The organism is Staphylococcus haemolyticus, assembly GCF_006094395.1.
GTDB classification, from domain to species: domain Bacteria; phylum Bacillota; class Bacilli; order Staphylococcales; family Staphylococcaceae; genus Staphylococcus; species Staphylococcus haemolyticus.
This window is the reverse complement of record NZ_CP035291.1, coordinates 1,011,217-1,036,077: the sequence shown is the minus strand read 5'-3', so window position 1 is coordinate 1,036,077 and position 24,861 is coordinate 1,011,217. Positions and strand designations below refer to the sequence as shown.

Annotated in this window: 16 protein-coding genes, 30 tRNA genes and 3 rRNA genes; 3 read left to right on the top strand and 46 right to left on the bottom strand. The window is 36.4% G+C overall.

Translation table 11 applies throughout. The features are described from left to right. Positions 1 to 125 precede the first annotated feature (125 nt). From EQ029_RS05060 to bcp, 37 genes are all read right to left on the bottom strand, one after another. Entirely contained in the window at positions 126 to 1,184 is a 1,059-nt protein-coding gene (locus EQ029_RS05060) for a PTS sugar transporter subunit IIC (RefSeq protein ID WP_016931347.1), read from the bottom strand. Between the two features lie 265 nt (positions 1,185 to 1,449). Then, a tRNA-Leu gene (locus EQ029_RS05055) sits at positions 1,450 to 1,533 on the bottom strand. A gap of 44 nt (positions 1,534 to 1,577) precedes the next feature. Further along, a tRNA-Gly gene (locus EQ029_RS12565) sits at positions 1,578 to 1,652 on the bottom strand. Between the two features lie 104 nt (positions 1,653 to 1,756). Then, positions 1,757 to 1,831: transfer RNA gene (locus EQ029_RS12560), tRNA-Gly, on the bottom strand. Positions 1,832 to 1,845: 14 nt separating this feature from the next. Further along, a tRNA-Gly gene (locus tag EQ029_RS12555) sits at positions 1,846 to 1,920 on the bottom strand. Between the two features lie 14 nt (positions 1,921 to 1,934). Next, positions 1,935 to 2,008 (bottom strand) — tRNA-Gly (locus EQ029_RS05050). An 8-nt stretch (positions 2,009 to 2,016) separates the two neighbouring features. Beyond that, positions 2,017 to 2,090, bottom strand: a tRNA-Cys gene (locus EQ029_RS05045). 5 nt (positions 2,091 to 2,095) lie between these two features. Then, positions 2,096 to 2,167 (bottom strand) — tRNA-Gln (locus tag EQ029_RS05040). A 14-nt stretch (positions 2,168 to 2,181) separates the two neighbouring features. Next, a tRNA-His gene (locus EQ029_RS05035) sits at positions 2,182 to 2,254 on the bottom strand. Positions 2,255 to 2,256: 2 nt separating this feature from the next. Further along, positions 2,257 to 2,330: transfer RNA gene (locus tag EQ029_RS05030), tRNA-Trp, on the bottom strand. Between the two features lie 9 nt (positions 2,331 to 2,339). After that, positions 2,340 to 2,423, bottom strand: a tRNA-Tyr gene (locus tag EQ029_RS05025). 6 nt (positions 2,424 to 2,429) lie between these two features. Next, positions 2,430 to 2,505: transfer RNA gene (locus EQ029_RS05020), tRNA-Thr, on the bottom strand. 9 nt (positions 2,506 to 2,514) lie between these two features. Beyond that, positions 2,515 to 2,587, bottom strand: a tRNA-Phe gene (locus EQ029_RS05015). An 11-nt stretch (positions 2,588 to 2,598) separates the two neighbouring features. Further along, positions 2,599 to 2,674, bottom strand: a tRNA-Asp gene (locus tag EQ029_RS05010). Between the two features lie 11 nt (positions 2,675 to 2,685). Beyond that, positions 2,686 to 2,759: transfer RNA gene (locus EQ029_RS05005), tRNA-Met, on the bottom strand. Positions 2,760 to 2,770: 11 nt separating this feature from the next. After that, positions 2,771 to 2,863 (bottom strand) — tRNA-Ser (locus tag EQ029_RS05000). 35 nt (positions 2,864 to 2,898) lie between these two features. Beyond that, positions 2,899 to 2,974, bottom strand: a tRNA-Asp gene (locus EQ029_RS04995). Between the two features lie 9 nt (positions 2,975 to 2,983). Then, a tRNA-Ser gene (locus tag EQ029_RS04990) sits at positions 2,984 to 3,073 on the bottom strand. Positions 3,074 to 3,082: 9 nt separating this feature from the next. After that, a tRNA-Ile gene (locus EQ029_RS04985) sits at positions 3,083 to 3,156 on the bottom strand. A 28-nt stretch (positions 3,157 to 3,184) separates the two neighbouring features. Continuing rightward, positions 3,185 to 3,258, bottom strand: a tRNA-Met gene (locus EQ029_RS04980). Between the two features lie 24 nt (positions 3,259 to 3,282). Continuing rightward, positions 3,283 to 3,358: transfer RNA gene (locus EQ029_RS04975), tRNA-Ala, on the bottom strand. Between the two features lie 27 nt (positions 3,359 to 3,385). Then, positions 3,386 to 3,459: transfer RNA gene (locus EQ029_RS04970), tRNA-Pro, on the bottom strand. Between the two features lie 8 nt (positions 3,460 to 3,467). After that, positions 3,468 to 3,541, bottom strand: a tRNA-Arg gene (locus tag EQ029_RS04965). Positions 3,542 to 3,552: 11 nt separating this feature from the next. Continuing rightward, positions 3,553 to 3,641: transfer RNA gene (locus EQ029_RS04960), tRNA-Leu, on the bottom strand. Positions 3,642 to 3,657: 16 nt separating this feature from the next. Next, positions 3,658 to 3,732, bottom strand: a tRNA-Gly gene (locus EQ029_RS04955). Between the two features lie 3 nt (positions 3,733 to 3,735). Then, positions 3,736 to 3,817, bottom strand: a tRNA-Leu gene (locus EQ029_RS04950). 9 nt (positions 3,818 to 3,826) lie between these two features. Then, positions 3,827 to 3,899 (bottom strand) — tRNA-Lys (locus EQ029_RS04945). A gap of 8 nt (positions 3,900 to 3,907) precedes the next feature. Beyond that, positions 3,908 to 3,983, bottom strand: a tRNA-Thr gene (locus EQ029_RS04940). Positions 3,984 to 4,003: 20 nt separating this feature from the next. Next, positions 4,004 to 4,079: transfer RNA gene (locus tag EQ029_RS04935), tRNA-Val, on the bottom strand. Positions 4,080 to 4,089: 10 nt separating this feature from the next. After that, positions 4,090 to 4,204: ribosomal RNA gene (gene rrf / locus EQ029_RS04930) — 5S ribosomal RNA — on the bottom strand. Positions 4,205 to 4,275: 71 nt separating this feature from the next. Next, positions 4,276 to 7,197 (bottom strand): 23S ribosomal RNA (locus EQ029_RS04925). Between the two features lie 190 nt (positions 7,198 to 7,387). Further along, positions 7,388 to 7,463, bottom strand: a tRNA-Ala gene (locus EQ029_RS04920). Positions 7,464 to 7,480: 17 nt separating this feature from the next. Continuing rightward, positions 7,481 to 7,557: transfer RNA gene (locus tag EQ029_RS04915), tRNA-Ile, on the bottom strand. Positions 7,558 to 7,650: 93 nt separating this feature from the next. After that, positions 7,651 to 9,201, bottom strand: a 16S ribosomal RNA gene (locus EQ029_RS04910). The 16S, 23S and 5S rRNA genes sit together here with 30 tRNA genes alongside, the layout of an rRNA operon. Positions 9,202 to 9,948: 747 nt before the next feature. Beyond that, positions 9,949 to 10,401, bottom strand: a complete 453-nt coding sequence (gene perR / locus EQ029_RS04905) for a peroxide-responsive transcriptional repressor PerR (RefSeq protein ID WP_011275403.1) — start codon at positions 10,399 to 10,401, stop codon at positions 9,949 to 9,951. Positions 10,402 to 10,494: 93 nt separating this feature from the next. Continuing rightward, on the bottom strand, positions 10,495 to 11,445 hold the full coding sequence (locus EQ029_RS04900) for an NAD(P)-dependent oxidoreductase (protein WP_057504936.1): 951 nt from the start codon (positions 11,443 to 11,445) through the stop codon (positions 10,495 to 10,497). Between the two features lie 5 nt (positions 11,446 to 11,450). Next, the gene (bcp, locus tag EQ029_RS04895; RefSeq protein WP_011275400.1) at positions 11,451 to 11,906 is read right to left on the bottom strand and encodes a thioredoxin-dependent thiol peroxidase; all 456 of its coding nucleotides are present in this window, start codon (positions 11,904 to 11,906) and stop codon (positions 11,451 to 11,453) included. A gap of 81 nt (positions 11,907 to 11,987) precedes the next feature. Between bcp and EQ029_RS04890 the strand changes: the two genes are divergently transcribed. Both EQ029_RS04890 and EQ029_RS04885 read left to right on the top strand, forming a co-directional pair. After that, positions 11,988 to 13,277 (top strand): glutamate-1-semialdehyde 2,1-aminomutase, encoded by a 1,290-nt coding sequence (locus EQ029_RS04890; RefSeq protein ID WP_057504937.1) that lies wholly within the window; start codon positions 11,988 to 11,990, stop codon positions 13,275 to 13,277. 156 nt (positions 13,278 to 13,433) lie between these two features. Beyond that, on the top strand, positions 13,434 to 14,528 hold the full coding sequence (locus EQ029_RS04885; protein ID WP_011275398.1) for an FUSC family protein: 1,095 nt from the start codon (positions 13,434 to 13,436) through the stop codon (positions 14,526 to 14,528). A 188-nt stretch (positions 14,529 to 14,716) separates the two neighbouring features. Here the strand turns inward: EQ029_RS04885 and EQ029_RS04880 are convergent, their stop codons facing one another. The 3 genes from EQ029_RS04880 to mutY form a co-directional block, all read right to left on the bottom strand. Beyond that, positions 14,717 to 16,453, bottom strand: coding sequence for an ABC transporter ATP-binding protein (locus tag EQ029_RS04880; protein ID WP_011275397.1), 1,737 nt, complete (start codon positions 16,451 to 16,453; stop codon positions 14,717 to 14,719). 164 nt (positions 16,454 to 16,617) lie between these two features. After that, complete coding sequence (ntdP, locus tag EQ029_RS04875) at positions 16,618 to 17,160, bottom strand: nucleoside tri-diphosphate phosphatase (RefSeq protein ID WP_011275396.1); 543 nt, start codon at positions 17,158 to 17,160, stop codon at positions 16,618 to 16,620. Between the two features lie 122 nt (positions 17,161 to 17,282). Continuing rightward, a complete protein-coding gene (gene mutY / locus EQ029_RS04870) occupies positions 17,283 to 18,329 on the bottom strand; it encodes an A/G-specific adenine glycosylase (protein WP_011275395.1) in 1,047 nt (348 codons plus the stop codon). A 143-nt stretch (positions 18,330 to 18,472) separates the two neighbouring features. Here mutY and EQ029_RS04865 point away from each other — a divergent pair, with 143 nt between their 5' ends. Continuing rightward, entirely contained in the window at positions 18,473 to 19,450 is a 978-nt protein-coding gene (locus EQ029_RS04865; RefSeq protein WP_057504938.1) for a metal-dependent hydrolase, read from the top strand. A gap of 56 nt (positions 19,451 to 19,506) precedes the next feature. Here EQ029_RS04865 and EQ029_RS04860 read toward each other — a convergent pair whose 3' ends face one another. The 6 genes from EQ029_RS04860 to EQ029_RS04835 all read right to left on the bottom strand — a co-directional run bounded on the left by EQ029_RS04860 (position 19,507) and on the right by EQ029_RS04835 (position 24,772). Further along, positions 19,507 to 20,298: a hypothetical protein gene (locus tag EQ029_RS04860; RefSeq protein WP_016931355.1), complete on the bottom strand. Its 792-nt coding sequence runs from the start codon at positions 20,296 to 20,298 to the stop codon at positions 19,507 to 19,509. An 8-nt stretch (positions 20,299 to 20,306) separates the two neighbouring features. Further along, positions 20,307 to 21,818: an ATP-binding cassette domain-containing protein gene (locus tag EQ029_RS04855; protein ID WP_011275392.1), complete on the bottom strand. Its 1,512-nt coding sequence runs from the start codon at positions 21,816 to 21,818 to the stop codon at positions 20,307 to 20,309. Between the two features lie 15 nt (positions 21,819 to 21,833). Beyond that, positions 21,834 to 22,148 carry a YfhH family protein gene (locus tag EQ029_RS04850; protein ID WP_011275391.1) on the bottom strand — a complete coding sequence of 105 codons (315 nt, stop codon included), beginning with the start codon at positions 22,146 to 22,148 and terminating at the stop codon, positions 21,834 to 21,836. After that, the gene (gene recX / locus EQ029_RS04845; protein ID WP_057504939.1) at positions 22,141 to 22,944 is read right to left on the bottom strand and encodes a recombination regulator RecX; all 804 of its coding nucleotides are present in this window, start codon (positions 22,942 to 22,944) and stop codon (positions 22,141 to 22,143) included. Before recX ends, EQ029_RS04850 begins: the two co-directional genes overlap by 8 nt. Before the next feature lie 206 nt (positions 22,945 to 23,150). Further along, complete coding sequence (gene sgtB / locus EQ029_RS04840) at positions 23,151 to 23,963, bottom strand: monofunctional peptidoglycan glycosyltransferase SgtB (protein ID WP_016931357.1); 813 nt, start codon at positions 23,961 to 23,963, stop codon at positions 23,151 to 23,153. A gap of 290 nt (positions 23,964 to 24,253) precedes the next feature. Continuing rightward, a complete protein-coding gene (locus tag EQ029_RS04835; RefSeq protein WP_016931358.1) occupies positions 24,254 to 24,772 on the bottom strand; it encodes a type 1 glutamine amidotransferase domain-containing protein in 519 nt (172 codons plus the stop codon). Positions 24,773 to 24,861: the final 89 nt, after the last annotated feature.

Genomic DNA, 24,861 nt, shown 5'->3' with positions numbered 1-24,861 from the left:
CCCTGACAGGTTAACTAGAGTTGAGAAAAGGTCAATATAAACACTTTCTCAATTCAGTTAAAAGCTTTGAATTAAATTTATTTCATTATATAAATTAAACTTTTGTACATACATCTTAATTGCTATTATTGCTTAGGAATTTCGAATTTGTATATACCATCATGATAGCTTGGTATTAATTTTTTGCATATTTCATGTATAATGAATGCACTCACAAATGGAATAACAAAATAGCCGAAAACGAGCAAAATAATAATTATAGTAGCGTCTCCAGACATTCTATTAAATGCATTAATCGGTCCTACCAAGCCTGTATAACCAAATCCGGCAGATAAAGGTGTGCCTTTAATACCTATAGCATATGCCAATACACCAGAAACGATACCATTTAAAGTTAAAGGAACTGCAATAATTAAATGTTTTAAATAGACTGGAATCATCATCTTCGCTGCACCTATAAGTAAAACAATATTAACCCCCATAGAGTTAACTCTTATTGAACCGAATATAAAAGTCACACAAGCTGCGACAATGCCCATGTTAGCAGCACCACTTCCCAAACCAGTTAAACTTATAGCTGTTGCTATGGCGACTAATGAAATAGGTGTAACCATTAACAATGAGAAAGTCACACTTATTAGTATAGACATAATTAAAGGATTAAGATCAGTGAATGAATTTACCATATGGCCAAGTCCTTTAGTAATTGTTTGTACATAAGGTAAAGTTAATAAACCAATTAATGCACTTAATACAGGTATTACAACCGGTAATATAATCATTTCAAGTGAGCCTAATTTTCCTTGTAAAAACATATATATTGCACAAGCTATAATTACAACTAATATGATATTGATTATATCTCCAATCCCTTTTAAAACAATGCCCTTAGCTGTAAATTGAACCGCTCCAGATCCAAGCATTGCGGCTATGCCTACCATACAAGAACCTGCCCCATTAAACTTAAATTGATGTGCAGCTAAAACACCGATAATAAATGCCATGAATGATTGAATTATCATTACTAATTGAAACACAGTTTCGAGCATTGGATGTGCATCCATAAATAATTTCAAAAATTCTCCTAATAACGCATTTGGCAATAAAGCTAATACTACTCCAGCACCTACCGCATTTAGAATATTACTAAAAAAATACTTTAAACTTACACGTTGTTTACTCATAGTAGCCTCCGTTTTTAAACATTAGCTTTATCTTAGTACAAACTAATGTGTTTAACAATATGAACATTTCTTTTTTAATCAAAAATTAATGCTAATTTTAAAAAATACCATTGCTAAAACTTAACATAAGAAGTTAAACAATTATAAATATAATAGTTCAATAACTGATACTTAACCACTGACTAGAAAATTGAAAAATTGAAATCAATTAAAAAACAAAAAAAGTGGAAACGTTGCTAAAACAACATTTCCACATTAAGAATTATACCGGCGGTCGGGGTCGAACCGACACTCCAATACAGGAACGGGATTTTGAGTCCCGCGCGTCTGCCAATTCCGCCACGCCGGCTCAATTTTTGATAAATAAAAAACTTCCATTTGGAAGCAAAAACATGGAGCGGAAGATAGGATTTGCACCTATATCTCGTTCCGGGAAGGAACGTATTCTAAAAGTTGAAATACTCCCGCATTATTAAAATTTATTGGAGCGGAAGATAGGATTTACACCTATACCTTGTTCCGGGAAGGAACATATTCTAAGAGTTGAAATACTCCCGCATTATTAAGAATTATGGAGCGGAAGATAGGATTTACACCTATACCTTGTTCCGGGAAGGAACATATTCTAACAGTTGAAATACTCCCGCATTATTAAGAATTATGGAGCGGAAGATAGGATTTACACCTATACCTTGTTCCGGGAAGGAACATATTCTAACAGTTGAAATACTCCCGCATTATTAAGAATTATGGAGCGGAAGATAGGACTTGCACCTATACCTCATTCCGGGAAGGAATGTGTTCTAAAATTGAACTACTCCCGCATCGTGCATGGAGGCGGCAACCGGATTTGAACCGGTGATAAAGGTTTTGCAGACCTCTGCCTTACCACTTGGCTATGCCGCCAATAACTGGGCTAGCTGGATTCGAACCAGCGCGTGACGGAGTCAAAGTCCGTTGCCTTACCGCTTGGCTATAGCCCATTAATAAAATTAAGGGCGGTTGAAGGGAATCGAACCCTCGAGTGTCGGAACCACAATCCGATGCGTTAACCACTTCGCCACAACCGCCATGGCAGGGACAGTAGGAATCGAACCCACATCAAAGGTTTTGGAGACCTCTATTCTACCGTTGAACTATGTCCCTAAATTAAGATGGTGGAGGGGGGCAGATTCGAACTGCCGAACCCGAAGGAGCGGATTTACAGTCCGCCGCGTTTAGCCACTTCGCTACCCCTCCATGAGATGGTGCCGGCCAGAGGACTTGAACCCCCAACCTACTGATTACAAGTCAGTTGCTCTACCAATTGAGCTAGGCCGGCATAACAAAATGGTTCAGGACAGAGTCGAACTGCCGACACATGGAGCTTCAATCCATTGCTCTACCAACTGAGCTACTGAACCATTATTTGTAATGGCGGTCTCGACGGGAATCGAACCCGCGATCTCCTGCGTGACAGGCAGGCGTGTTAACCGCTACACTACGAGACCTAAAAGATAAATTGCGGGAGGCGGATTTGAACCACCGACCTTCGGGTTATGAGCCCGACGAGCTACCGAACTGCTCCATCCCGCGATAATAATTAATGGCGGAGGAAGAGGGATTCGAACCCCCGCGGCCCGTTAAGGCCCTGTCGGTTTTCAAGACCGATCCCTTCAGCCGGACTTGGGTATTCCTCCACTAATTAAATGTAAATTACTATAAAATTATTAAATGGCGGTCTCGACGGGAATCGAACCCGCGATCTCCTGCGTGACAGGCAGGCGTGTTAACCGCTACACTACGAGACCAATAAAATACGGAGGAAGAGGGATTCGAACCCCCGCGAGCCGTTAAGCCCCTGTCGGTTTTCAAGACCGATCCCTTCAGCCGGACTTGGGTATTCCTCCAAAATTATATGGACCTTGCAGGACTCGAACCTGCGACCGAACGGTTATGAGCCGTTAGCTCTAACCAACTGAGCTAAAGGTCCAAATTATAATTCTACAACTAATAAGTAGTGGCGGTGGAGGGGATCGAACCCCCGACCTCACGGGTATGAACCGTACGCTCTAGCCAGCTGAGCTACACCGCCGTTATCTAGTTTGTAAATTTAATATGGTGGAGACTAGCGGGATCGAACCGCTGACCTCCTGCGTGCAAAGCAGGCGCTCTCCCAGCTGAGCTAAGCCCCCATATTTTTTATATAATTAAAGTTCCTATCGGGAAGACAGGATTCGAACCTGCGACCCCTTGGTCCCAAACCAAGTGCTCTACCAAACTGAGCTACTTCCCGTAAGAGAACGCGCCCGATAGGAGTCGAACCCATAACCTCTTGATCCGTAGTCAAACGCTCTATCCAATTGAGCTACGGGCGCAAAATTATATATGGTGCCGAGGACCGGAATCGAACCGGTACGGTGATCTCTCACCGCAGGATTTTAAGTCCTGTGCGTCTGCCAGTTCCGCCACCCCGGCACTATATTAAAAATAATGGAGCGGAAGACGGGATTCGAACCCGCGACCCCCACCTTGGCAAGGTGGTGTTCTACCACTGAACTACTTCCGCGTATGCGGGTGAAGGGAGTCGAACCCCCACGCCGTAAGGCGCTAGATCCTAAGTCTAGTGCGTCTGCCAATTCCGCCACACCCGCGTATACATGTGAGCCATAGAGGATTCGAACCTCTGACCCTCTGATTAAAAGTCAGATGCTCTACCAACTGAGCTAATGGCTCAAAATAGATGGTGCCGGCCAGAGGACTTGAACCCCCAACCTACTGATTACAAGTCAGTTGCTCTACCAATTGAGCTAGGCCGGCAATATATTGTTTTGATAAAATGGTGGAGAATGACGGGTTCGAACCGCCGACCCTCTGCTTGTAAGGCAGATGCTCTCCCAGCTGAGCTAATTCTCCATTATATTATGCCTGGCAACGTCCTACTCTAGCGGAACGTAAATCCAACTACCATCGGCGCTAAGGAGCTTAACTTCTGTGTTCGGCATGGGAACAGGTGTGACCTCCTTGCCATTGTCACCAGACAAGAGAATGATTATACATTCAAAACTAGATAGTAAGTAAATGATTTTGCTTCGCAAAACATTGAAATAAATTGATTAAGTCTTCGATCGATTAGTATTCGTCAGCTCCACGTGTCACCACGCTTCCACCTCGAACCTATTAACCTCATCATCTTTGAGGGATCTTATAACCGAAGTTGGGAAATCTCATCTTGAGGGGGGCTTCATGCTTAGATGCTTTCAGCACTTATCCCGTCCATACATAGCTACCCAGCTATGCCGTTGGCACGACAACTGGTACACCAGAGGTATGTCCATCCCGGTCCTCTCGTACTAAGGACAGCTCCTCTCAAATTTCCTACGCCCACGACGGATAGGGACCGAACTGTCTCACGACGTTCTGAACCCAGCTCGCGTACCGCTTTAATGGGCGAACAGCCCAACCCTTGGGACCGACTACAGCCCCAGGATGCGATGAGCCGACATCGAGGTGCCAAACCTCCCCGTCGATGTGAACTCTTGGGGGAGATAAGCCTGTTATCCCCGGGGTAGCTTTTATCCGTTGAGCGATGGCCCTTCCATGCGGAACCACCGGATCACTAAGTCCGTCTTTCGACCCTGCTCGACTTGTAGGTCTCGCAGTCAAGCTCCCTTATGCCTTTACACTCTATGAATGATTTCCAACCATTCTGAGGGAACCTTTGAGCGCCTCCGTTACCTTTTAGGAGGCGACCGCCCCAGTCAAACTGCCCGCCTGACACTGTCTCCCACCACGATAAGTGGTGCGGGTTAGAAAGCCAACACAGCTAGGGTAGTATCCCACCAGCGCCTCCACGTAAGCTAGCGCTCACGTTTCAAAGGCTCCTACCTATCCTGTACAAGCTGTGCCGAATTTCAATATCAGGCTACAGTAAAGCTCCACGGGGTCTTTCCGTCCTGTCGCGGGTAACCTGCATCTTCACAGGTACTATGATTTCACCGAGTCTCTCGTTGAGACAGTGCCCAAATCGTTACGCCTTTCGTGCGGGTCGGAACTTACCCGACAAGGAATTTCGCTACCTTAGGACCGTTATAGTTACGGCCGCCGTTTACTGGGGCTTCGATTCGTAGCTTCGCAGAAGCTAACCACTCCTCTTAACCTTCCAGCACCGGGCAGGCGTCAGCCCCTATACATCACCTTACGGTTTAGCAGAGACCTGTGTTTTTGATAAACAGTCGCTTGGGCCTATTCACTGCGGCTCTTCTGGGCTTGCACCCTAAAGAGCACCCCTTCTCCCGAAGTTACGGGGTCATTTTGCCGAGTTCCTTAACGAGAGTTCGCTCGCTCACCTTAGAATTCTCATCTTGACTACCTGTGTCGGTTTGCGGTACGGGCACCTATTATCTATCTAGAGGCTTTTCTCGGCAGTGTGAAATCAACGACTCGAGGAAACAATTTCCTCTCCCCATCACAGCTCAATCTTAAGAGTGCCGGATTTGCCTAACACTCAATCTCACTGCTTAGACGTACAATCCAATCGTACGCTTCGCCTATCCTACTGCGTCCCCCCATCGATTAAAACGATGCTAGGTGGTACAGGAATATCAACCTGTTATCCATCGCCTACGCCTGTCGGCCTCAGCTTAGGACCCGACTAACCCAGAGCGGACGAGCCTTCCTCTGGAAACCTTAGTCAATCGGTGGACGGGATTCTCACCCGTCTTTCGCTACTCACACCGGCATTCTCACTTCTAAGCGCTCCACATGTCCTTGCGATCATGCTTCAACGCCCTTAGAACGCTCTCCTACCATTGTCCTACGGACAATCCACAGCTTCGGTAATATGTTTAGCCCCGGTACATTTTCGGCGCAGTGTCACTCGACTAGTGAGCTATTACGCACTCTTTAAATGATGGCTGCTTCTAAGCCAACATCCTAGTTGTCTGGGCAACGCCACATCCTTTTCCACTTAACATATATTTTGGGACCTTAGCTGGTGGTCTGGGCTGTTTCCCTTTCGAACACGGACCTTATCACCCATGTTCTGACTCCCAAGTTAAATTAATTGGCATTCGGAGTTTGTCTGAATTCGGTAACCCGAGAGGGGCCCCTCGTCCAAACAGTGCTCTACCTCCAATAATCATCACTTGAGGCTAGCCCTAAAGCTATTTCGGAGAGAACCAGCTATCTCCAAGTTCGATTGGAATTTCTCCGCTACCCACAGTTCATCCGCTCACTTTTCAACGTAAGTCGGTTCGGTCCTCCATTCAGTGTTACCTGAACTTCAACCTGACCATGGGTAGATCACCTGGTTTCGGGTCTACGACCAAATACTCAACGCCCTATTCAGACTCGCTTTCGCTACGGCTCCACATTTCCTGCTTAACCTTGCATCAGATCGTAACTCGCCGGTTCATTCTACAAAAGGCACGCCATCACCCATTAACGGGCTCTGACTACTTGTAAGCACACGGTTTCAAGTTCTCTTTCACTCCCCTTCCGGGGTACTTTTCACCTTTCCCTCACGGTACTGGTTCACTATCGGTCACTAGAGAGTATTTAGCCTTAGGAGATGGTCCTCCCAGATTCCGACGGAATTTCACGTGCTCCGTCGTACTCAGGATCCACTCAAGAGAGAATATATTTTCAACTACAGGATTATTACCTTCTTTGATTCAACTTTCCAGATGATTCGTCTAATATATTCCTTTGTAACTCCGTATAGAGTGTCCTACAACCCCAATAAGCAAGCTTATTGGTTTGGGCTCTTCCCGTTTCGCTCGCCGCTACTCAGGGAATCGATTTTTCTTTCTCTTCCTCCGGGTACTAAGATGTTTCAGTTCTCCGGGTCTGCCTTCTGACAAGCTATGAATTCACTTGTCGATAACACGACATAACTCGTGCTGGGTTCCCCCATTCGGAAATCTCTGGATCAACGCTTACTTACAGCTACCCAAAGCATATCGTCGTTAGTAACGTCCTTCGTCGGCTTCTAGTGCCAAGGCATCCACCGTGCGCCCTTAATAACTTAATCTATGTTTCCACCATATTAGAACGTGAGTTCTAATCTTAAGAAACCTGTTATTAATCTTGTGAGTGTTCTTTCGAACACTAGCGATTATATTTTATGAATTCAAGCTTTTTTAAAACTCTTATTCACTCGGTTTTGCTTGGTAAAATCTATTTTTACTTACTTATCTAGTTTTCAATGTACAAATAATTAATGGTGGAGACTAGCGGGATCGAACCGCTGACCTCCTGCGTGCAAAGCAGGCGCTCTCCCAGCTGAGCTAAGCCCCCATAACTATTTTATTTAATGGTGGGCCTGAGTGGACTCGAACCACCGACCTCACGCTTATCAGGCGTGCGCTCTAACCAGCTGAGCTACAGGCCCATTAAATATTAGAATGTAAATAAACATTCAAAACTGAATACAATATGTCACGTTATTCCTCATCTCTACGAGATGTTCCGAATATATCCTTAGAAAGGAGGTGATCCAGCCGCACCTTCCGATACGGCTACCTTGTTACGACTTCACCCCAATCATTTGTCCCACCTTCGACGGCTAGCTCCAAATGGTTACTCCACCGGCTTCGGGTGTTACAAACTCTCGTGGTGTGACGGGCGGTGTGTACAAGACCCGGGAACGTATTCACCGTAGCATGCTGATCTACGATTACTAGCGATTCCAGCTTCATGTAGTCGAGTTGCAGACTACAATCCGAACTGAGAACAACTTTATGGGATTTGCTTGACCTCGCGGTTTCGCTGCCCTTTGTATTGTCCATTGTAGCACGTGTGTAGCCCAAATCATAAGGGGCATGATGATTTGACGTCATCCCCACCTTCCTCCGGTTTGTCACCGGCAGTCAACTTAGAGTGCCCAACTTAATGATGGCAACTAAGCTTAAGGGTTGCGCTCGTTGCGGGACTTAACCCAACATCTCACGACACGAGCTGACGACAACCATGCACCACCTGTCACTTTGTCCCCCGAAGGGGAAGGCTCTATCTCTAGAGTTGTCAAAGGATGTCAAGATTTGGTAAGGTTCTTCGCGTTGCTTCGAATTAAACCACATGCTCCACCGCTTGTGCGGGTCCCCGTCAATTCCTTTGAGTTTCAACCTTGCGGTCGTACTCCCCAGGCGGAGTGCTTAATGCGTTAGCTGCAGCACTAAGGGGCGGAAACCCCCTAACACTTAGCACTCATCGTTTACGGCGTGGACTACCAGGGTATCTAATCCTGTTTGATCCCCACGCTTTCGCACATCAGCGTCAGTTACAGACCAGAAAGTCGCCTTCGCCACTGGTGTTCCTCCATATCTCTGCGCATTTCACCGCTACACATGGAATTCCACTTTCCTCTTCTGCACTCAAGTTTTCCAGTTTCCAATGACCCTCCACGGTTGAGCCGTGGGCTTTCACATCAGACTTAAAAAACCGCCTACGCGCGCTTTACGCCCAATAATTCCGGATAACGCTTGCCACCTACGTATTACCGCGGCTGCTGGCACGTAGTTAGCCGTGGCTTTCTGATTAGGTACCGTCAAGACGTGCATAGTTACTTACACGTATGTTCTTCCCTAATAACAGAGTTTTACGATCCGAAGACCTTCATCACTCACGCGGCGTTGCTCCGTCAGGCTTTCGCCCATTGCGGAAGATTCCCTACTGCTGCCTCCCGTAGGAGTCTGGACCGTGTCTCAGTTCCAGTGTGGCCGATCACCCTCTCAGGTCGGCTACGTATCGTCGCCTTGGTAAGCCGTTACCTTACCAACTAGCTAATACGGCGCGGGTCCATCTATAAGTGATAGCAAAACCATCTTTCACTATCGAACCATGCGGTTCGAAATATTATCCGGTATTAGCTCCGGTTTCCCGAAGTTATCCCAGTCTTATAGGTAGGTTACCCACGTGTTACTCACCCGTCCGCCGCTAACGTCAAAGGAGCAAGCTCCTTGTCTGTTCGCTCGACTTGCATGTATTAGGCACGCCGCCAGCGTTCATCCTGAGCCAGGATCAAACTCTCCATAAAAATTTATGATGTTTGATTAGCTCATAATACTAAATAGTTTTTGTAACATTTAAGTTACTGTTTTGGAATTAACGTTGACATATTGTCATTCAGTTTTCAATGTTCATTTAAAGCAATTACATTTATTAATTATATCAATAATCTTTATATCATGTCAAGAACTTTTTAAATTTTATTTTATTCAAAAATCCTTCTGTTCAAAACTTAATTGATTATTTCAACAAATAATATCTTATATTGTCTTGCAAAGTTTTTCAATAGTCAAAATTACACTTTCTTAACATTAATTTAATGAAATTAATTTCTGAAACAAGAAAGTTTACATTCGTTTTTGACGACTTTTATATAATAGCAAGTTTGCAAAGGAGCGTCAATCATTTTTGTATCATAATAATGGCTAAATTTTCACCTCTAATGTATTGTTTTGAATTAAGAGTATAATTTACATATTTTTTAGCATTATTTTGTCGAGAGATCTATTTTTAATACTAGTGTATATGATTTTCGTGCTTAATAAATCATTTAAAGTGTGTTTATTTTTCACTTATAGCTAGATTAATAAAAAAGAGGCTGGGACAAAATAAAATGTCTCAGCCTCTTTTATCATTTTGTCAGTAGCTGACTGATTTGAAAATGCGCTTGAATCAAGCTTTTTTCAAACCTAGTCATCCTTGCCGGGGTAGGACAACGAAATAAATTTTGAGAAAATATTATTTCTGTCCCACTCCCACTATTTCTTCCATTCTATTATTCTTCTTTATCTTTGCATTCTTTACAAATACCATATATTTCCATACGGTGATGTGTTACGTCGAACTCTGTGATATGCTGTGCAAGTTGTTCAACTTCATCAAGTTGAGGATAATGGAAGTCTACAATCTTGCCACATTTCTCACAAATAACGTGATAATGATTATGAGTATTAAAATCAAATCGACTTGATGCATCTCCATATGTTAACTCTTTAACTATGCCAATACTTTTAAACACTCTTAAATTATTATATATAGTCGCAACACTAATATTTGGAAAATCAGGTGAAAGTGCTTGATAAATTTCATCCGCAGTTGGATGTGAATGAGATGCAATGAGATAACGAATGATGGCTTGACGTTGTGGTGTGATTCTTACACCAGCTCTTCTTAGGGCTGCAATTGACTCTTCTAACTCATGATCAATAGACTCCAGTTCTGCACTCATATGATTCACCACTTTCTACTTAATAATAATTATTACTTGATATTAATATAACTGTTTCAAAAGTGTGATGTCAATAAGTACGAACGATTTCCGTTAATAACCTTTATATAAATCGACTCTATTCTCAATTACATCATTTTTATTGAGAAAATCATTCAAATTCCTCTCAAATAGTTTTGTAGCATCACTTTTTATATTTTTGTCATTTCCTGTTATATGTGCTGTAATCGTCACATTATCTAATTTATATAATTCATTGTTTGCATCTAATGGTTCATTTTCAAATACATCTAAATATGCATGGCGAATTAAGTTATGATTTAATACTTTTATGAGTATTTTTTCCTCAACAATTGTTCCTCTACCTACATTAATAAATAAACATTTATCATTCATAATTTTGAAATGTCTTTCCGACAATAAATGATATGTTTCTTGAGTTTCAGGTAATGTATTAATAATAATATCAGCTTTATTTAAATGTGATTCTAAATCTTCTATTGTATAAATATTATCGAAACCATCTTTATGATGACCGGATTTACTTATACCGATTATTTCCAATTCAAACGGTTTGAGTAATTTGACGGTTTGTTGAGCTAACGATCCTGTTCCTAGTATTAATACTTTTTCATCGCTCAATCGTTTACCAGTTAGTTTAGAATCATACACTTTATTTACTTGATTAACATATGATGTGCGCATTTTCTTATAGTCATTAAGTATGAAGGATAAAACAAATTCTGAAACTTGTTTAGCCTGTATTCCCCTAGTATTAGTTAAAATAATATTTCTTTCTTTAATAACTTCTAATGGTAGATTATTAACACCTGTAGCATACCAGGAGATCCATTTTAAGTTTGGACAAGCATTAATAAAGTTCTTATCAACGCCACTATCATAGCCAATCAATATCTCTAATTCATTTTTAAGTTCTGTCGGTATATCTACTGCTTTCTTGAAAAAATAAAAATCTAAATCCGGGTAGCTGTTTATAAGTGAAGCTTCTATTTCTCCTAATCGCTTTAAACTAACTATTTTCATTGATTTCACCCCAAAATTTGATTTAGTTCTTCAATTTGTGTTTTTACTTTAACCTTTTCAATGACATCGATGATAACGCCATCCTCATCAATAATAAATGTTGTGCGAACAATACCCATAGATTCTTTACCAAATGATTTTTTCAATTGATAGACACCTATTGCTTTAGATAATTGAAAATCCTCATCAACTAATAAATCAAAATTAAGATTATGTTTTGCAATAAAATTTTGATGTTTTTTCTTAGTATCACCACTGACTCCATATATTTGAACATTCAAGTCATTAAATTGTTCTATGTTGTCTCTAAAGTCACATGCTTCTGTTGTACAAGTTGGAGTATTATCACGTGGATAAAAATAAATAATTGTTTTGCTTCCTTTTATTGTCTCATTAGTAATCCATTCACCATTCTGATTTTCTAATTTAAATTCTGGAAATTTTTGTCCCTTTTTAAGCATCATATCACCTATTTCTTAATTATATTAATTATATGATACGATAGTAAGGAATAATATTAAAATAAGAGAGGTTGAAATAAGATGAAATTCACTGAGAGTGAACGTCTACAACAATTGTCAAATGAATATATTTTGGGTGGCGTTAATTCACCATCACGCTCTTATAAAGCAGTTGGTGGAGGTGCTCCTGTTGTAATGTGCGAAGGACATGGCGCATACTTGTATGATGTTGATGGCAATAAATTTATTGATTATTTACAAGCATATGGTCCTATTATCACAGGTCATGCTCACCCTCATATAACTAAAGCTATTCAAGATCAAGCAGCTAAAGGTGTACTTTATGGCACGCCAACAGAATTAGAAATTGAATTTAGTAAAAAATTACGAGAAGCTATTCCGTCACTTGAAAAAATACGATTCGTAAACTCTGGAACTGAAGCAGTTATGACAACGATTCGTGTTGCTAGAGCTTATACAAAGAGAAATAAAATTATTAAATTTGCAGGTTCCTATCACGGTCATTCTGATTTAGTATTAGTAGCTGCTGGTAGTGGTCCATCACAATTAGGATCTCCTGACTCTGCAGGTGTTCCTGAAAGTGTCGCTAAAGAAGTAATTACAGTACCGTTTAATGATATTGAATCATATAAAGAAGCTATGAAACATTGGGGAGATGAAGTAGCTGCTGTGCTAGTTGAGCCAATTGTTGGTAATTTTGGAATGGTTGAACCACAACCAGGTTTCTTGGAAAAAGTTAATGAAATTACTCACGATTATGGTGCATTGGTGATTTATGATGAAGTTATTACTGCATTCCGCTTCCATTATGGTGCAGCCCAAGATCTATTAAATGTATACCCAGACTTAACTGCATTCGGAAAAATAATTGGAGGTGGCCTTCCAATTGGAGGCTATGGTGGCCGACAAGATATCATGGAACACGTTGCCCCATTAGGTCCGGCATACCAAGCTGGAACGATGGCAGGTAATCCACTTTCTATGAGAGCAGGTATCGCATTACTAGAAGTACTAGAACAAAATGGTGTTTATGAAAGATTAGATCAATTAGGAAAACGACTTGAAGATGGTCTATTAGAGCTAATTGATAAACATAATATTACAGCAACTATTAATAGAGTATATGGCTCTTTAACACTTTACTTCACAGATGAAAAAATCACACATTATGAGCAAGTTGAGAATTCAAATGGAGAAGCATTTGCTAAGTTCTTTAAATTAATGTTGAACCAAGGTATTAATTTAGCTCCATCAAAATTTGAAGCATGGTTCTTAACTACAGAGCATACTGAAGAAGACATTGATGAGACACTTAAAGCTGTTGATTATGCGTTTAGTCAAATGAAATAGTAAATTTATAACCTACAATAAAGGAGCGTGAATTATAACGTTGCCTTTATTGTAGTTTTTTTATTAATCAAAACAAAAACTTGTATCTATTCAGTCTTCAAGTGTATACTAGTTTAAAATATTATTATAAAAAATATATTTAAAGGAGCGTTATAGTTGAGGCTAGGAGCTCGTATACTAAAGACTGGTATTGCAATTATTCTTGCTTTGTTTATAGCGTCATTCTTACCTGATAATGTCGGTTTAAAATCTGTAGCAGGAATTAGTGCGATTGTTGCTATGCAACCTAATATCTACCGTTCTATTAAAACTATTTCAGAACAAGCTACAGGTAATGTCATTGGTGCTTTATTAGCAGTCATAATGGTGACAATATTTGGGAAGAATATCGTTATTATGGGTGTTACTGTCATTTTATTAATTGCCATCTTATATAAATTAAATTTAGCACACGTTGCTACATTAGCTGGCGTAACAGCGCTTATTATAATGGGACAACATACTGGGTCATTCTATGTCACTGCAGCATTTAGATTTATACTAGTAATGATTGGTGTTGTCAGCGCTTCTGTAGTTAACTTAATATTTTTACCACCCAAATTTGAAACTAAGATATATCACAACTCAGTGAATATTGCTTCTGATATTTTCATTTGGTTTAAACTCGTATTAAATGACGCATCTGACTATCATCAGATAAAAGAAGATGGAGAACAAATTGAATCACGTATATCAAAACTCGAACAGATTTTTAATTACTATAATGAAGAAAAAGCATTAACTAGAAAGGCTGCCTTCCAACAAAATAGAAAGAAAATCTTATTTAAAGAAGTTGTAGGCACTACAAGACAAGCTTATGAAGTACTAAATCGTATGGCTAGATATCAGAATGATCTTCACAATCTAAATTACAATTTAATTTTCCAGATAAAATTAGAATTAGATTCATTAACAGCCTATCACGAACAAATTTTAAAAAGCTTGTCGAAAAAAGCTCGTTACAATGTGGAACATTTTGATAATCAAATCATGAATCCTCAAAAGAAAGACCTAATGGATGCTTTTCAACAACAGTTAATTCAAAACCCTTATCAAGTAGAATATTCATATTCAAATATCATGCAAATCATTGCTACAATAGAAGAATATCGTTATTATTTAGAACATTTAGATCGATTAAGATTAAGTTTCTTCACTTATCACCGCAATGACACTGATATAGATATTGCTGATGAGGATTTTGATTTATAACAAAAAAATGGGGTTACGAAGCTTGTAAAATTTTCTTTATGAAATTCTCTTTGCTGACCCCCGACCACTCCGGCAAGGTTGACTAGAATTAAAAAAGATTGTTACAAGTGCATTTTTAGCCAGTCAACTACTGCCAATATATATTTGAAGCCTGAGGCATTGAATTATGCCACAGGCTCATTTTTTTACTATAAATTTTGTATACTATATAAATGCTCATAAGCACCTTGTTTTTCAATCAACTCTTTGTGCGTTCCTGTTTCTACTATTTCACCGTTTTGCATTACAATTATTTTATCTGCATGTGTAATTGTTGATAGTCTATGCGCAACAATGAGTGTAGTTCTGTCTTTACTTAATACATCTAATGCTTCCTGTATAATTGCTTCGCTTTCTAAATCTAATGCTGATGTGGCTTCATCTAAAATTAAAATTGGTGGATTATTTAAAAAGATTCTTGCAATTGAGAGACGTTGTTTTTGACCACCAGATAATTTTACGCCTCGCTCCCCTACTTCAGTATCATAGCCATCATGAAGATTCATTATAAATTCATGCGCATTTGCCATTTTAGCCGCTTCAATAACTTCTTCTTCAGTAGCATCTGGGCGACCTAGTAAGATATTTTCTCTCACTGTATCTGAGAAAAGAATATTATCTTGTTGGACTAGACCAATTTGATTTCTTAAACTACCAGTAAGAAAATCTTTAACATTATAATCATCTATTAATATTTCACCTTCAGACACATCATAGAAGCGAGGTATCAAGTTAATTAAGGTTGACTTACCACCACCACTCATACCAACAAAAGCTACTGTATCACCTTTATTAATATTAAGATTTATATCTTTTAGTATAGTTGATTCATCTTCATTGTATTTAAAACTTACATTCTTCAACTCAATATGTCCTTGTTTAATTTCAATAGGTTGAGCGCCAATACCATTTTTTATATCATAATCTTCATCCATCAATTGGAATACTCTATCCATTGATGCAAAACTTTGAGTTAGTGTCGTAAAAGAAGAAACCAATCTTCTCAGTGGTCCGAATAATTGTTCCAAGTATCCTACAAATGCAGCAAGTGTACCAACAGTGATTGAACCATTAATGGCTAAATAGGCACCGAAGCCAATGACGATAATTGGTCCTAAATCTGTCACAGTATTAATTGCTGCAAATGAGTAGGCATTCCATGACGTATGTTGAAATGCTCGATTTAAGAAATGTTGGTTTTTATGATCAAAGTTTTTAGCTTCATTATCTTCTATCGCAAAACTTTTAATGACGGACATACCTTGTACACGTTCATGTAAAAAGCCCTGTACTTCAGCTAAAGCTTGCGAACGTTTACGAGTCAATTTTCTTAAACGACCGAAGAAGAAATACACTGTCAAAATATAGAATGGAAAGATGAATATAGCTGCGAAAGTTAACTTAACATCTAGGAAAAACATGATGGATAGTGCAATGACAATTGTTATACAATCTAACCATATGTTCATTAAACCGGTTAAAATAAAATCTTTAGTTTGTTCTACGTCATTTATCACTCTTGAAATAACTTGCCCTACCTGATTGTTCGCATAAAATCTAGCACTTAAAGCTTGCAAATGATTATATAATTGTTTTCGAATATCATATAAAATCTTGTTACTCGTCCATTGTGCAAGATATTGACGTAAGTATTCAATTGGTGGTCTCACAATCAAGAATATAAATAAAGCTATGCCGATAGCTACACTTAGATGTTGAAATTTTTCATTCGTAGAAAGTGCACTATTATTAATAACGCCATCAATTGCATATTTGATAAGTAAAGGAATTAACATAGGAATGCCGAATTTTATAATCCCGATAATTATCGTCGCTATTATACGATATTTGTAAGGTTTAACAAATTCTAAATAGCGTCGTATCATACTAGTCCCCCCTATAATTTTCAATTCAATTTTTTAGAAAATTAATAGAGGTTGAAACTTTCAATTGCAAGCATTTCCTTTTGCAACTTTAAAGTAAATTCAACCTCTGCTTATTATTACTCAAGTACTATAAAACATATATGTAGCAATTACATCTTTTATGCTTAGTAATTTCTAATTTTTTTGTAACGCTCTTTCCAAACTTTTATAAAATCAGGGGCGAACGGACCTTTCTTTTGTTCTATCCACTGCTGTAAAATATCTACATTACGGCGTAAAATAACATCGATATCGTGTGGATAATTCATCTGATTCATATGTTGTTCATACTCATCTTCATCTAGCAGATGATATTTACCATTAGGATAAACTTTAATGTCTAAATCATAATCAATATATTTCAAAGCTTCTTCATCACAAACGAATGGTGATGAAAGATTACAATAGTAATAAATACCATCTTCTCTAAACATACAAATAACGTTAAACCAGAATTCTGAGTGAAAATAAACGATTGCCGGTTCTCGAGTAATCCACGTGCGACCATCACTTTCAGTAACTAAAGTATGATCATTTCCACCGATAATAACATGATCTGTTCCTTTTAAAATCGTCGTTTCTGACCATACTCTATGAATATTACCATCGTGTTTGTAACTTTGAATTTTTATATTTTCGCCTTCTTTAGGTATGGATTCTTTTACCATACTCCACACCACCCTTTTAGTAATTTTCGCACTTTAGATTATATCATAATTTTAATTAAGTCTTTAAAGAAGCGTTACTATTTTTAATATAGCTTCCAAAAATTACTTATAAATTTAAGTTTTCAACCATTTATATGTTTATATATTTTATCCATTGATACAGGTAATGTATATTCATCACGGCGATTTAAATTCATCCACTCAAGTTTATAGTCTTCCATCATTTTTTTAGAAAGAGATACTGTCTCAATTACACTAAATACACTAATATCCCAAGTCATATGAGTGAATTGATGTTTAAGCTTAAATACTATTTCCTCAGCTATTGACAGTGACATTCCTAATTTATTCTCTAATTGTTCCAATGTATTTGGTGCTTCAAACATAGGAAATTGCCACATACCATTTAACAATCTCTCTTGTCGTTGCTCAATTAAATATTCCCCTTTTGCATTTCTAAGTAAAAACACATGTTGCTGAATCGTTTTCTTCTTTATGTTTTTAGTTTTTACTGGTAAATCTAGCACAGTGCCTTCTTTGAAAGCACTGCAATTGTCTTGAACAGGACAGAACAAACACAATGGGTTCTTAGGTGTGCAAACTAATGCGCCTAATTCCATCATTGCTTGATTGAAAGTACCTGAATGATGATAAACATAGGGCTGTAATTCTTTTTCATATGCCTTTCGTGTTGATTGCAATTTAATATCTCGTTGATCATTATTTAATCTAGACCATACTCGAAAGACATTACCATCAACGGTTGCTAAAGGTTTATTAAACGCTATACTCAATACAGCTGCTTGTGTATATGGACCAACGCCTTTAAGTTTTCCAAATTGATCTGGTGTTGAAGGAACGACGCCTTTGTATTCAGATGCCACTTCTTTTACAGCAGTATGAAAGTTACGTGCACGGCTATAATAACCTAAACCTTCCCAATATTTAAGCACTTCATCTTCATTTGCCTGACTCAAGTCTTCTATAGTTGGAAAACGGCTAATAAACTTGTGATAGTAGTCAATAACGGTTTTAACTTGTGTTTGTTGAAGCATAACCTCACTTAACCAAATATAATAAGGATTAGAAGTCTCACGCCAAGGCATTTCTCTTTGATTTTCATTAAACCACTTTATTAAATTCTTTTTAAATGTAGATTCATTTAACATACTTACATCCTTTCCACTCTCATTATTTATTTCATCTAATCGGTTTATAGCAAACTAATAGTATTTTAATAAGTTTCTTAATTTCGTTATTTCAATTTTTAGATTATAATATATATTAAATTAACATGAAAAGAGTGAACGTTATGGATACAGCCACGCATATAGCAATAGGTGTTGGATTAACTGCTCTAGCTAGTCAAGATCCAGCTATGGCAAATACTATGGCAGCTACTGCTACAACATTAATTGCCGGATCGTTAATTCCAGATGGTGACACCGTTTTAAAATTGAAAAATAACGCCACATATATTTCACACCATCGTGGTATCACTCATTCTATACCATTTACAATTTTGTGGCCTATACTGATCACATTTATTATTTATGTTTTATTCCCAGGAGTAGATACAACGCATATATGGTTATGGGCACAGTTAGCAGTATTTTTACATGTATTTGTTGATATATTTAATTCTTATGGTACTCAAGCTTTGCGTCCACTCACAAACAAGTGGATTCAATTAAGTGTTATTAATACTTTCGATCCAATCATATTTATTATACTTTGTGCAGGGATTGTCGTTTGGTTATTCGGTGTACATCCATTCGTAGTATTCTTTCCAATTATTAGTATACTCATCATTTATTATATTATTCGTTTCAAAATGCAGAGTATCATTAAAAAGCAAGCATTAAGCCAGATTAAAGCACAGCATAATCCTGTTAAAATATTTGTGGCACCTACGATGAAATTCATGGAATGGCGCGTTGCTATTCAAACTGAAGAACATGATTATGTTGGAAGAGCATTTGGTCGAAATGTTGTCTTTAGTGATAAAGTTAAACGACAGAAATTTTCTCCAGACACTCTACTCTGGCAGATTAAAAGTAATAACGACATTAGAACATTTCTGAACTTCTCATCAATTTATCGATGGCAAACTCGTAAGCTAGATGACGACACTACAGAAGTTCGTCTAATAGATTTACGCTATTTAAATAAAGGGCATTATAGTTTTGCTGCAATAGCACATGTCGATAATGATAACAATATAGATCACTCATATATAGGATGGGTTTTCACTGAAGAAAAATTACAAAAAAAATTATATTCTAAATAATTTTTAAAAAGAGTGAACCAGAACCATAAACTACACTATGATTCTGATTCACTCTTTTATTTATTTTTTGTCGCAATTATATTAGAAGAATATTTATATTTTGAATGTGCTACATATCTCATAAGCATAAAATTAATTGCTCCAATCGTTACTATTATTAAAATAAAATAGATATGATATGAAATATTATACATATTCACTACACCATAAATCGTAGAAGTCGCTAATCCATCAATTAAATAAAACAGAGGATTTAACTTTAACAATTGAATCATTAAATTCTCATTTGCAGAAGGAATAAAAATAATAGGTACTATAAAAAAGTTTATAACTACAGCTAACCAGAATATCATAGTCATATTTTTATATATAATATCTAACAATCCTAAAGTAACAGATATGAATATTATAAATAGAATCATCATTATATAAAATACAATAAATGCAGTGAAAGATGCATCGAAATTCACTGGTTTAAACAATAAAGTAATAATTGATAATATACAACAAATAGAACTTCCGATAAGTGCGTTCGCAACTGTTGTTATCAATGGTGTTGATTGAAACGACTTAGTTATTAAATAATCTTGACTATACTCTTTAAAAGATTTAAAAATTGTTGCAAACATTGTAGCAAATGTAATCATAGCAACAATTCTATATAACCACCTAGCTTTACTAATATCTTCAATCTCGATAAACGACAACGTAATTAGTGCTATTAATACTAAGACAAGTTCAGCAATGAAGAGAATTGCAAACCGTTTCCAAGTATCTATTATACGTTGCTTAGTAAACTTTATTAGTGATGGGAAAAGTTTTATATATAATAAAATGTTATCTATCATTTTTACACCTACAATTCAATGTATATCCACTTACTATTTTTCATATCCGCGATTAAATATCCATCACCTGACTTAACAATCCATAAATCTTGATTAATATGATATTTATCTTTAAGTTCGTCTTTATTAATTATTGGAAAAACAAATCCTGTTAATTTATCTTGATCATTAAATAACATTTCTACTGGTTGTTGCGTTACTCCTACAACATATCTAGAATCCTTATTGGGAACAAGTGTTTTTTTAACTCGATCATGTTTTTTATGTAAATGGCTATTATAATAATCTACAAAATTACTATAATTTGATTTCATATATGGAGATAATTTTTTAAATGAATGCGACTCATATAAAGCTGCTGGGTTAAAATATTGTAGTTTATGTTTTTCTACAACATAATCTTGATTATCGATATTAACACGGTATTTTTTTGAATTTTCACCTGTTATTGTTAAAAATGCGTATTTAGGAACTTTTGTATTAGAATCACCATTTAACGTTATCGAGTCGTCTAATACGATTCCATATGCCAATTTTTCCTCAAATGGGTCTTTATTTTCAACTTTCTTTTGAGCTTCTATTATAGGAACATCAAAGCGTCCAATGTTGTTAACGACTAATGCTCCAACGATGGCCAAACAAATCAAGCTTGCAATTAAAATCGTCCAAAACCTCACGACAAAATCAGGAACTTTCGCATGTCTATATCTTTCTACTCTTTTAAAGTTATAGCTCATTTCAGGGAGTCTACTACGACTTTCTTTCCAATCTAAATCAAAATTTTGCTGTTCTTCATCATTTCCTATACTCATTCGATCTTGCTCATGTTCTTTAAACACAGGTAAAACTTGATTTAGTGAACCTTCCATCCTCACTTGGCCATGTGAAATCCATGCTACATAATTACTTACTTTTTCAACTTTTTCAAGATCATTATCGATGAATACTAACGAATTATTATCGTTAACATAGTCTTTCGATAATTGTTTTGCTTTTTCTAAAAAATCTTCATCAAGATGTTCAATGATATGGTTCAAAATAATCAATTCTTTTCGACATACACGTGCAATGCTTAAGATTAATTGTGCAAAATCAGAATGACTAAGCATATTTATATTAAACGTAGACTTATCATCTAAATGTGCAAATTTGATAATTTGATCAACACTGTGTGATGTTGTTTCGTAAGAAAATAATCTTTGAATTTCTTTTACATATTGTCGCACTGTTAAATGTATTAAATGTTTGTCTTTTATATCACCATAATAAGTAGAGACCGATTTATTAATTTTACCTCTATCAGGTTTAATGTCACCAGCAATTATCCTACCTAATAAAGTTTTAGAAGCCCCCGGCTCGCCAATAATGGCTAAAGCCTCACCTTGATATATATGTAGTGAAATATTGTTTAATTCTATGTCTTCTGCGGCATAACCAAATGGTAAATACCACTTTCTATTTTTCTTACTTCTATAATAATGCGTGACATTGAGCATTTTTAAGACTATTGAACTTCCCATTCATGTTACATCCTTCTAAATTTTTAATAAAGCGAGTGGCAATCCTTCTTCAGGGATCTTACTATTAATTCTATATCCCCATGCAAATACACCTTTTAATCGTTCGACTTTGAAGTATTGGTCGCTTCCATCATTAAGTTTATACATTCTACCAAGCACTACCTTAGTACGATCGACTAAGTAACTTTCAGCAATGATGACTTTACTTTGATATACATCGTACTCATTCATGATGCCATTCATTTCAGCTTTACGCATTTTTTCTTTATATGTTTGTATTTCATGTCTTAATTCTTGCTCAGACATTTCACTTAGCTTTTTATCATTCATCTAAAATACCACTTTCTTCTAATTTTGATTTAATTTTATCATATTTATATCCTTTTCTCATAAGTGACTCTATCGTCTTCATTACTAATTGTTGTCCGTCATACTTACGTCTTTGCTTTGTATATACTTTTTCAAGATCTTTTTGCAATAAATCATCTAATATATTTTCATCTTGTTCAAAATTTAATTCAGCTATTGCCTGTTGTACAACATCCATAGAATATCCTTTTTGAATTAGACTTTGAAGTACCTTTTGACGTATTTTAATTTCAGGGCCTTTTTTAGTTTTCATAATTTTTTTGGCAACCTCAATAACTGCTTCAAATGATTGCTCTTCTTCGTAAATCGGAACATATGTATTTATAATATTAGGTTCAATTCCAACTTGATATAATTTCTGTCTAAAAATTTCAGGACCTTTGTCAGTAGTGTTTATCATCGTATTCTTTAAGCTTTCAGCATAATCTTCATGGTTAATATACGATTCTCTGTAACAATAATCTATAACTTGTTGGATTACTATGTCACTTATTTCATTTTGTTGCAAATGTTGTCGCACTTCTTTTTCAGTTCTTTTTTTATATGATAAGTATTGGATTGCCATATTAATACCTAAACGATAATGCTCATATTTTTGAATATTCTCCATATCTGATGGCTCAAGAATTTGACCTTTTTTTAAATTGAACCTTACAAGTGTATCAATATCTATTCCCATTTCAAATACTTCATCTAAGAATAAATTAAATCGCTCTTTATTATTCTTTTGTACTTCTATTTTCGTAATTTTTGTCATACACCCACCACCTTCACTTATAAATATGTTCTCTATTAACTCATTCAGTTTAAGATATTCTAACAAACATTATTTTATATCACTTATCGCATTACACAAAATGTTTTACCTATATAAAAAGTCCTCATAAAGTTCATTTATATAATGAATACTTTATGAAGACTAAATTATAATTACGAATTTTGTCTGTACGCATGCAAAACAAATCAATAGTTATTTAGTTGACTTAATGCCTCTTGATATTGGCTATCAGATATATATTCTTGTTGTTTCATTTTTTCAAGGTTTGTTTTAATTCTATTTTTAAAGTTATCAGACATATTACTTATATCATAAACACTAGGTGCATTGACCTTACTAGCTAATATCGCACTTTGTAATACTGTAATTTGAGACATACTATCACTATTTTTATTTACTGTCGTACCAAAATAGTAATTGGCGGCACTTTCGATTGTATATTGATCGCTACCGTAATAAATGTTATTTAAATAGAAACTCAATATTTCATTTTTACTATATTGTTGTTCTACTTTATGTGCTACAAACAATTCTTTTAATTTTCTAGTGAAAGAACGTTCATTATCATAATAATAATTTTTCACAGTTTGTTGCGTAATTGTACTTCCACCTTGAACATCTCTATCCCCAATCGTTGAAAACAATGCTCGTGTTGTACCTTTTACATCAAAACCGTGGTGTTTATAAAAACGTTCATCTTCCATTGAAATAAATGCACCTTTTACATAATCAGGCATATTGTCTGCAGATACATAACTGCTTTTATTTTCAATAGTTTTAAGGTCATCAACATTTGCTCTAGAAGATAAGTAATACATTAATCCGATAAACAATGCAAATATGAAGACAAATATAATAAACAGACGTAAAAATATACGTTTATTCTTTTTCTTTTTAGGTGGTTTACCTACAGGTTGATAATACGTATTGTAATGTGGTTCATTACGGTATTGTGAATGTCTCTCAGGCGAGTTGTTCATTCTTTGGCTTCTTTTCATGCGGTAGCTCCTTTACTTAAACTCACTCTATATTTGAGAGTTTAACAGTAGTTCTTATAATAAGCCATACTTAAAGTGAAAAATCGGTCCCAGGGTGTATGAGAATATATGGCTATGAGACCTATATCTGAAGTTAAGTCATTAAATTACTATAACTAAATTTTTGAATACAAAAAAGAACCGAGAAAAGACATATTAAAGTCTCTTCTCAGTTCATTAAATATTGCGAATTTGTAAAATTGACGTATAAGAATATATCGAATAATATTCAAGCTTTACATCAACAAGATTTATGCTTGAAGTTGTTTAACAATTTCTCTGTTAAAATCGTCTAAGTCATCTGGTGTACGACTAGTTACGATATTTTTATCAACTACAACTGATTCATCTACTACGTTTGCACCAGCATTTGATAAATCTTTACGTACATTAAGTACAGCTGTTAACGTGCGTCCATTTAAATCATCAGTATCAATTAATATTTGAGGTCCGTGGCAAATTGCAAATGCTGGAACATCATTTTTAGTGAAGTATTTAGCAAACGTACCATATCGACCTTCTGCATCTCCGCGAAGATGGTCTGGTGAGAATCCACCTGGTATTAGAAGTCCATCATAATCTTCTGGTTTAGCATCAGCAATACTTACGTCTACAGTAACTTTTTCACCATGCTTACCTACTACTTCAGCATTTGCAGTATCACCAATGATTTCTGTTTCAAAACCAGCTTCTTCAATTGCTTCTTTAGGGCTAGTTAATTCAATATCTTCAAATTCATTTGATAAGATAATTGCTACTTTTTTAGTCATGTATTAATCACCTTTCTTGTTCGAATTATATTTATTATATAGACGAAATAGAAGGATATTAAACATAGTTGAACTTAAACGGCTATTAT

Excerpts from the sequence above, each read along its gene's own strand:
- EQ029_RS05060 (WP_016931347.1), bottom strand. The coding sequence starts at position 1,184 with ATGAGTAAACAACGTGTAAGTTTAAAGTATTTTTTTAGTAATATTCTA.
- perR (WP_011275403.1), bottom strand. The coding sequence starts at position 10,401 with ATGAGTGCAGAACTGGAGTCTATTGATCATGAGTTAGAAGAGTCAATT.
- EQ029_RS04900 (WP_057504936.1), bottom strand. The coding sequence starts at position 11,445 with ATGAAAATAGTTAGTTTAAAGCGATTAGGAGAAATAGAAGCTTCACTT.
- bcp (WP_011275400.1), bottom strand. The coding sequence starts at position 11,906 with ATGCTTAAAAAGGGACAAAAATTTCCAGAATTTAAATTAGAAAATCAG.
- EQ029_RS04890 (WP_057504937.1), top strand. The coding sequence starts at position 11,988 with ATGAAATTCACTGAGAGTGAACGTCTACAACAATTGTCAAATGAATAT.
- EQ029_RS04880 (WP_011275397.1), bottom strand. The coding sequence starts at position 16,453 with ATGATACGACGCTATTTAGAATTTGTTAAACCTTACAAATATCGTATA.
- ntdP (WP_011275396.1), bottom strand. The coding sequence starts at position 17,160 with ATGGTAAAAGAATCCATACCTAAAGAAGGCGAAAATATAAAAATTCAA.
- mutY (WP_011275395.1), bottom strand. The coding sequence starts at position 18,329 with ATGTTAAATGAATCTACATTTAAAAAGAATTTAATAAAGTGGTTTAAT.
- EQ029_RS04865 (WP_057504938.1), top strand. The coding sequence starts at position 18,473 with ATGGATACAGCCACGCATATAGCAATAGGTGTTGGATTAACTGCTCTA.
- EQ029_RS04860 (WP_016931355.1), bottom strand. The coding sequence starts at position 20,298 with ATGATAGATAACATTTTATTATATATAAAACTTTTCCCATCACTAATA.
- EQ029_RS04855 (WP_011275392.1), bottom strand. The coding sequence starts at position 21,818 with ATGGGAAGTTCAATAGTCTTAAAAATGCTCAATGTCACGCATTATTAT.
- EQ029_RS04850 (WP_011275391.1), bottom strand. The coding sequence starts at position 22,148 with ATGAATGATAAAAAGCTAAGTGAAATGTCTGAGCAAGAATTAAGACAT.
- recX (WP_057504939.1), bottom strand. The coding sequence starts at position 22,944 with ATGACAAAAATTACGAAAATAGAAGTACAAAAGAATAATAAAGAGCGA.
- sgtB (WP_016931357.1), bottom strand. The coding sequence starts at position 23,963 with ATGAAAAGAAGCCAAAGAATGAACAACTCGCCTGAGAGACATTCACAA.
- EQ029_RS04835 (WP_016931358.1), bottom strand. The coding sequence starts at position 24,772 with ATGACTAAAAAAGTAGCAATTATCTTATCAAATGAATTTGAAGATATT.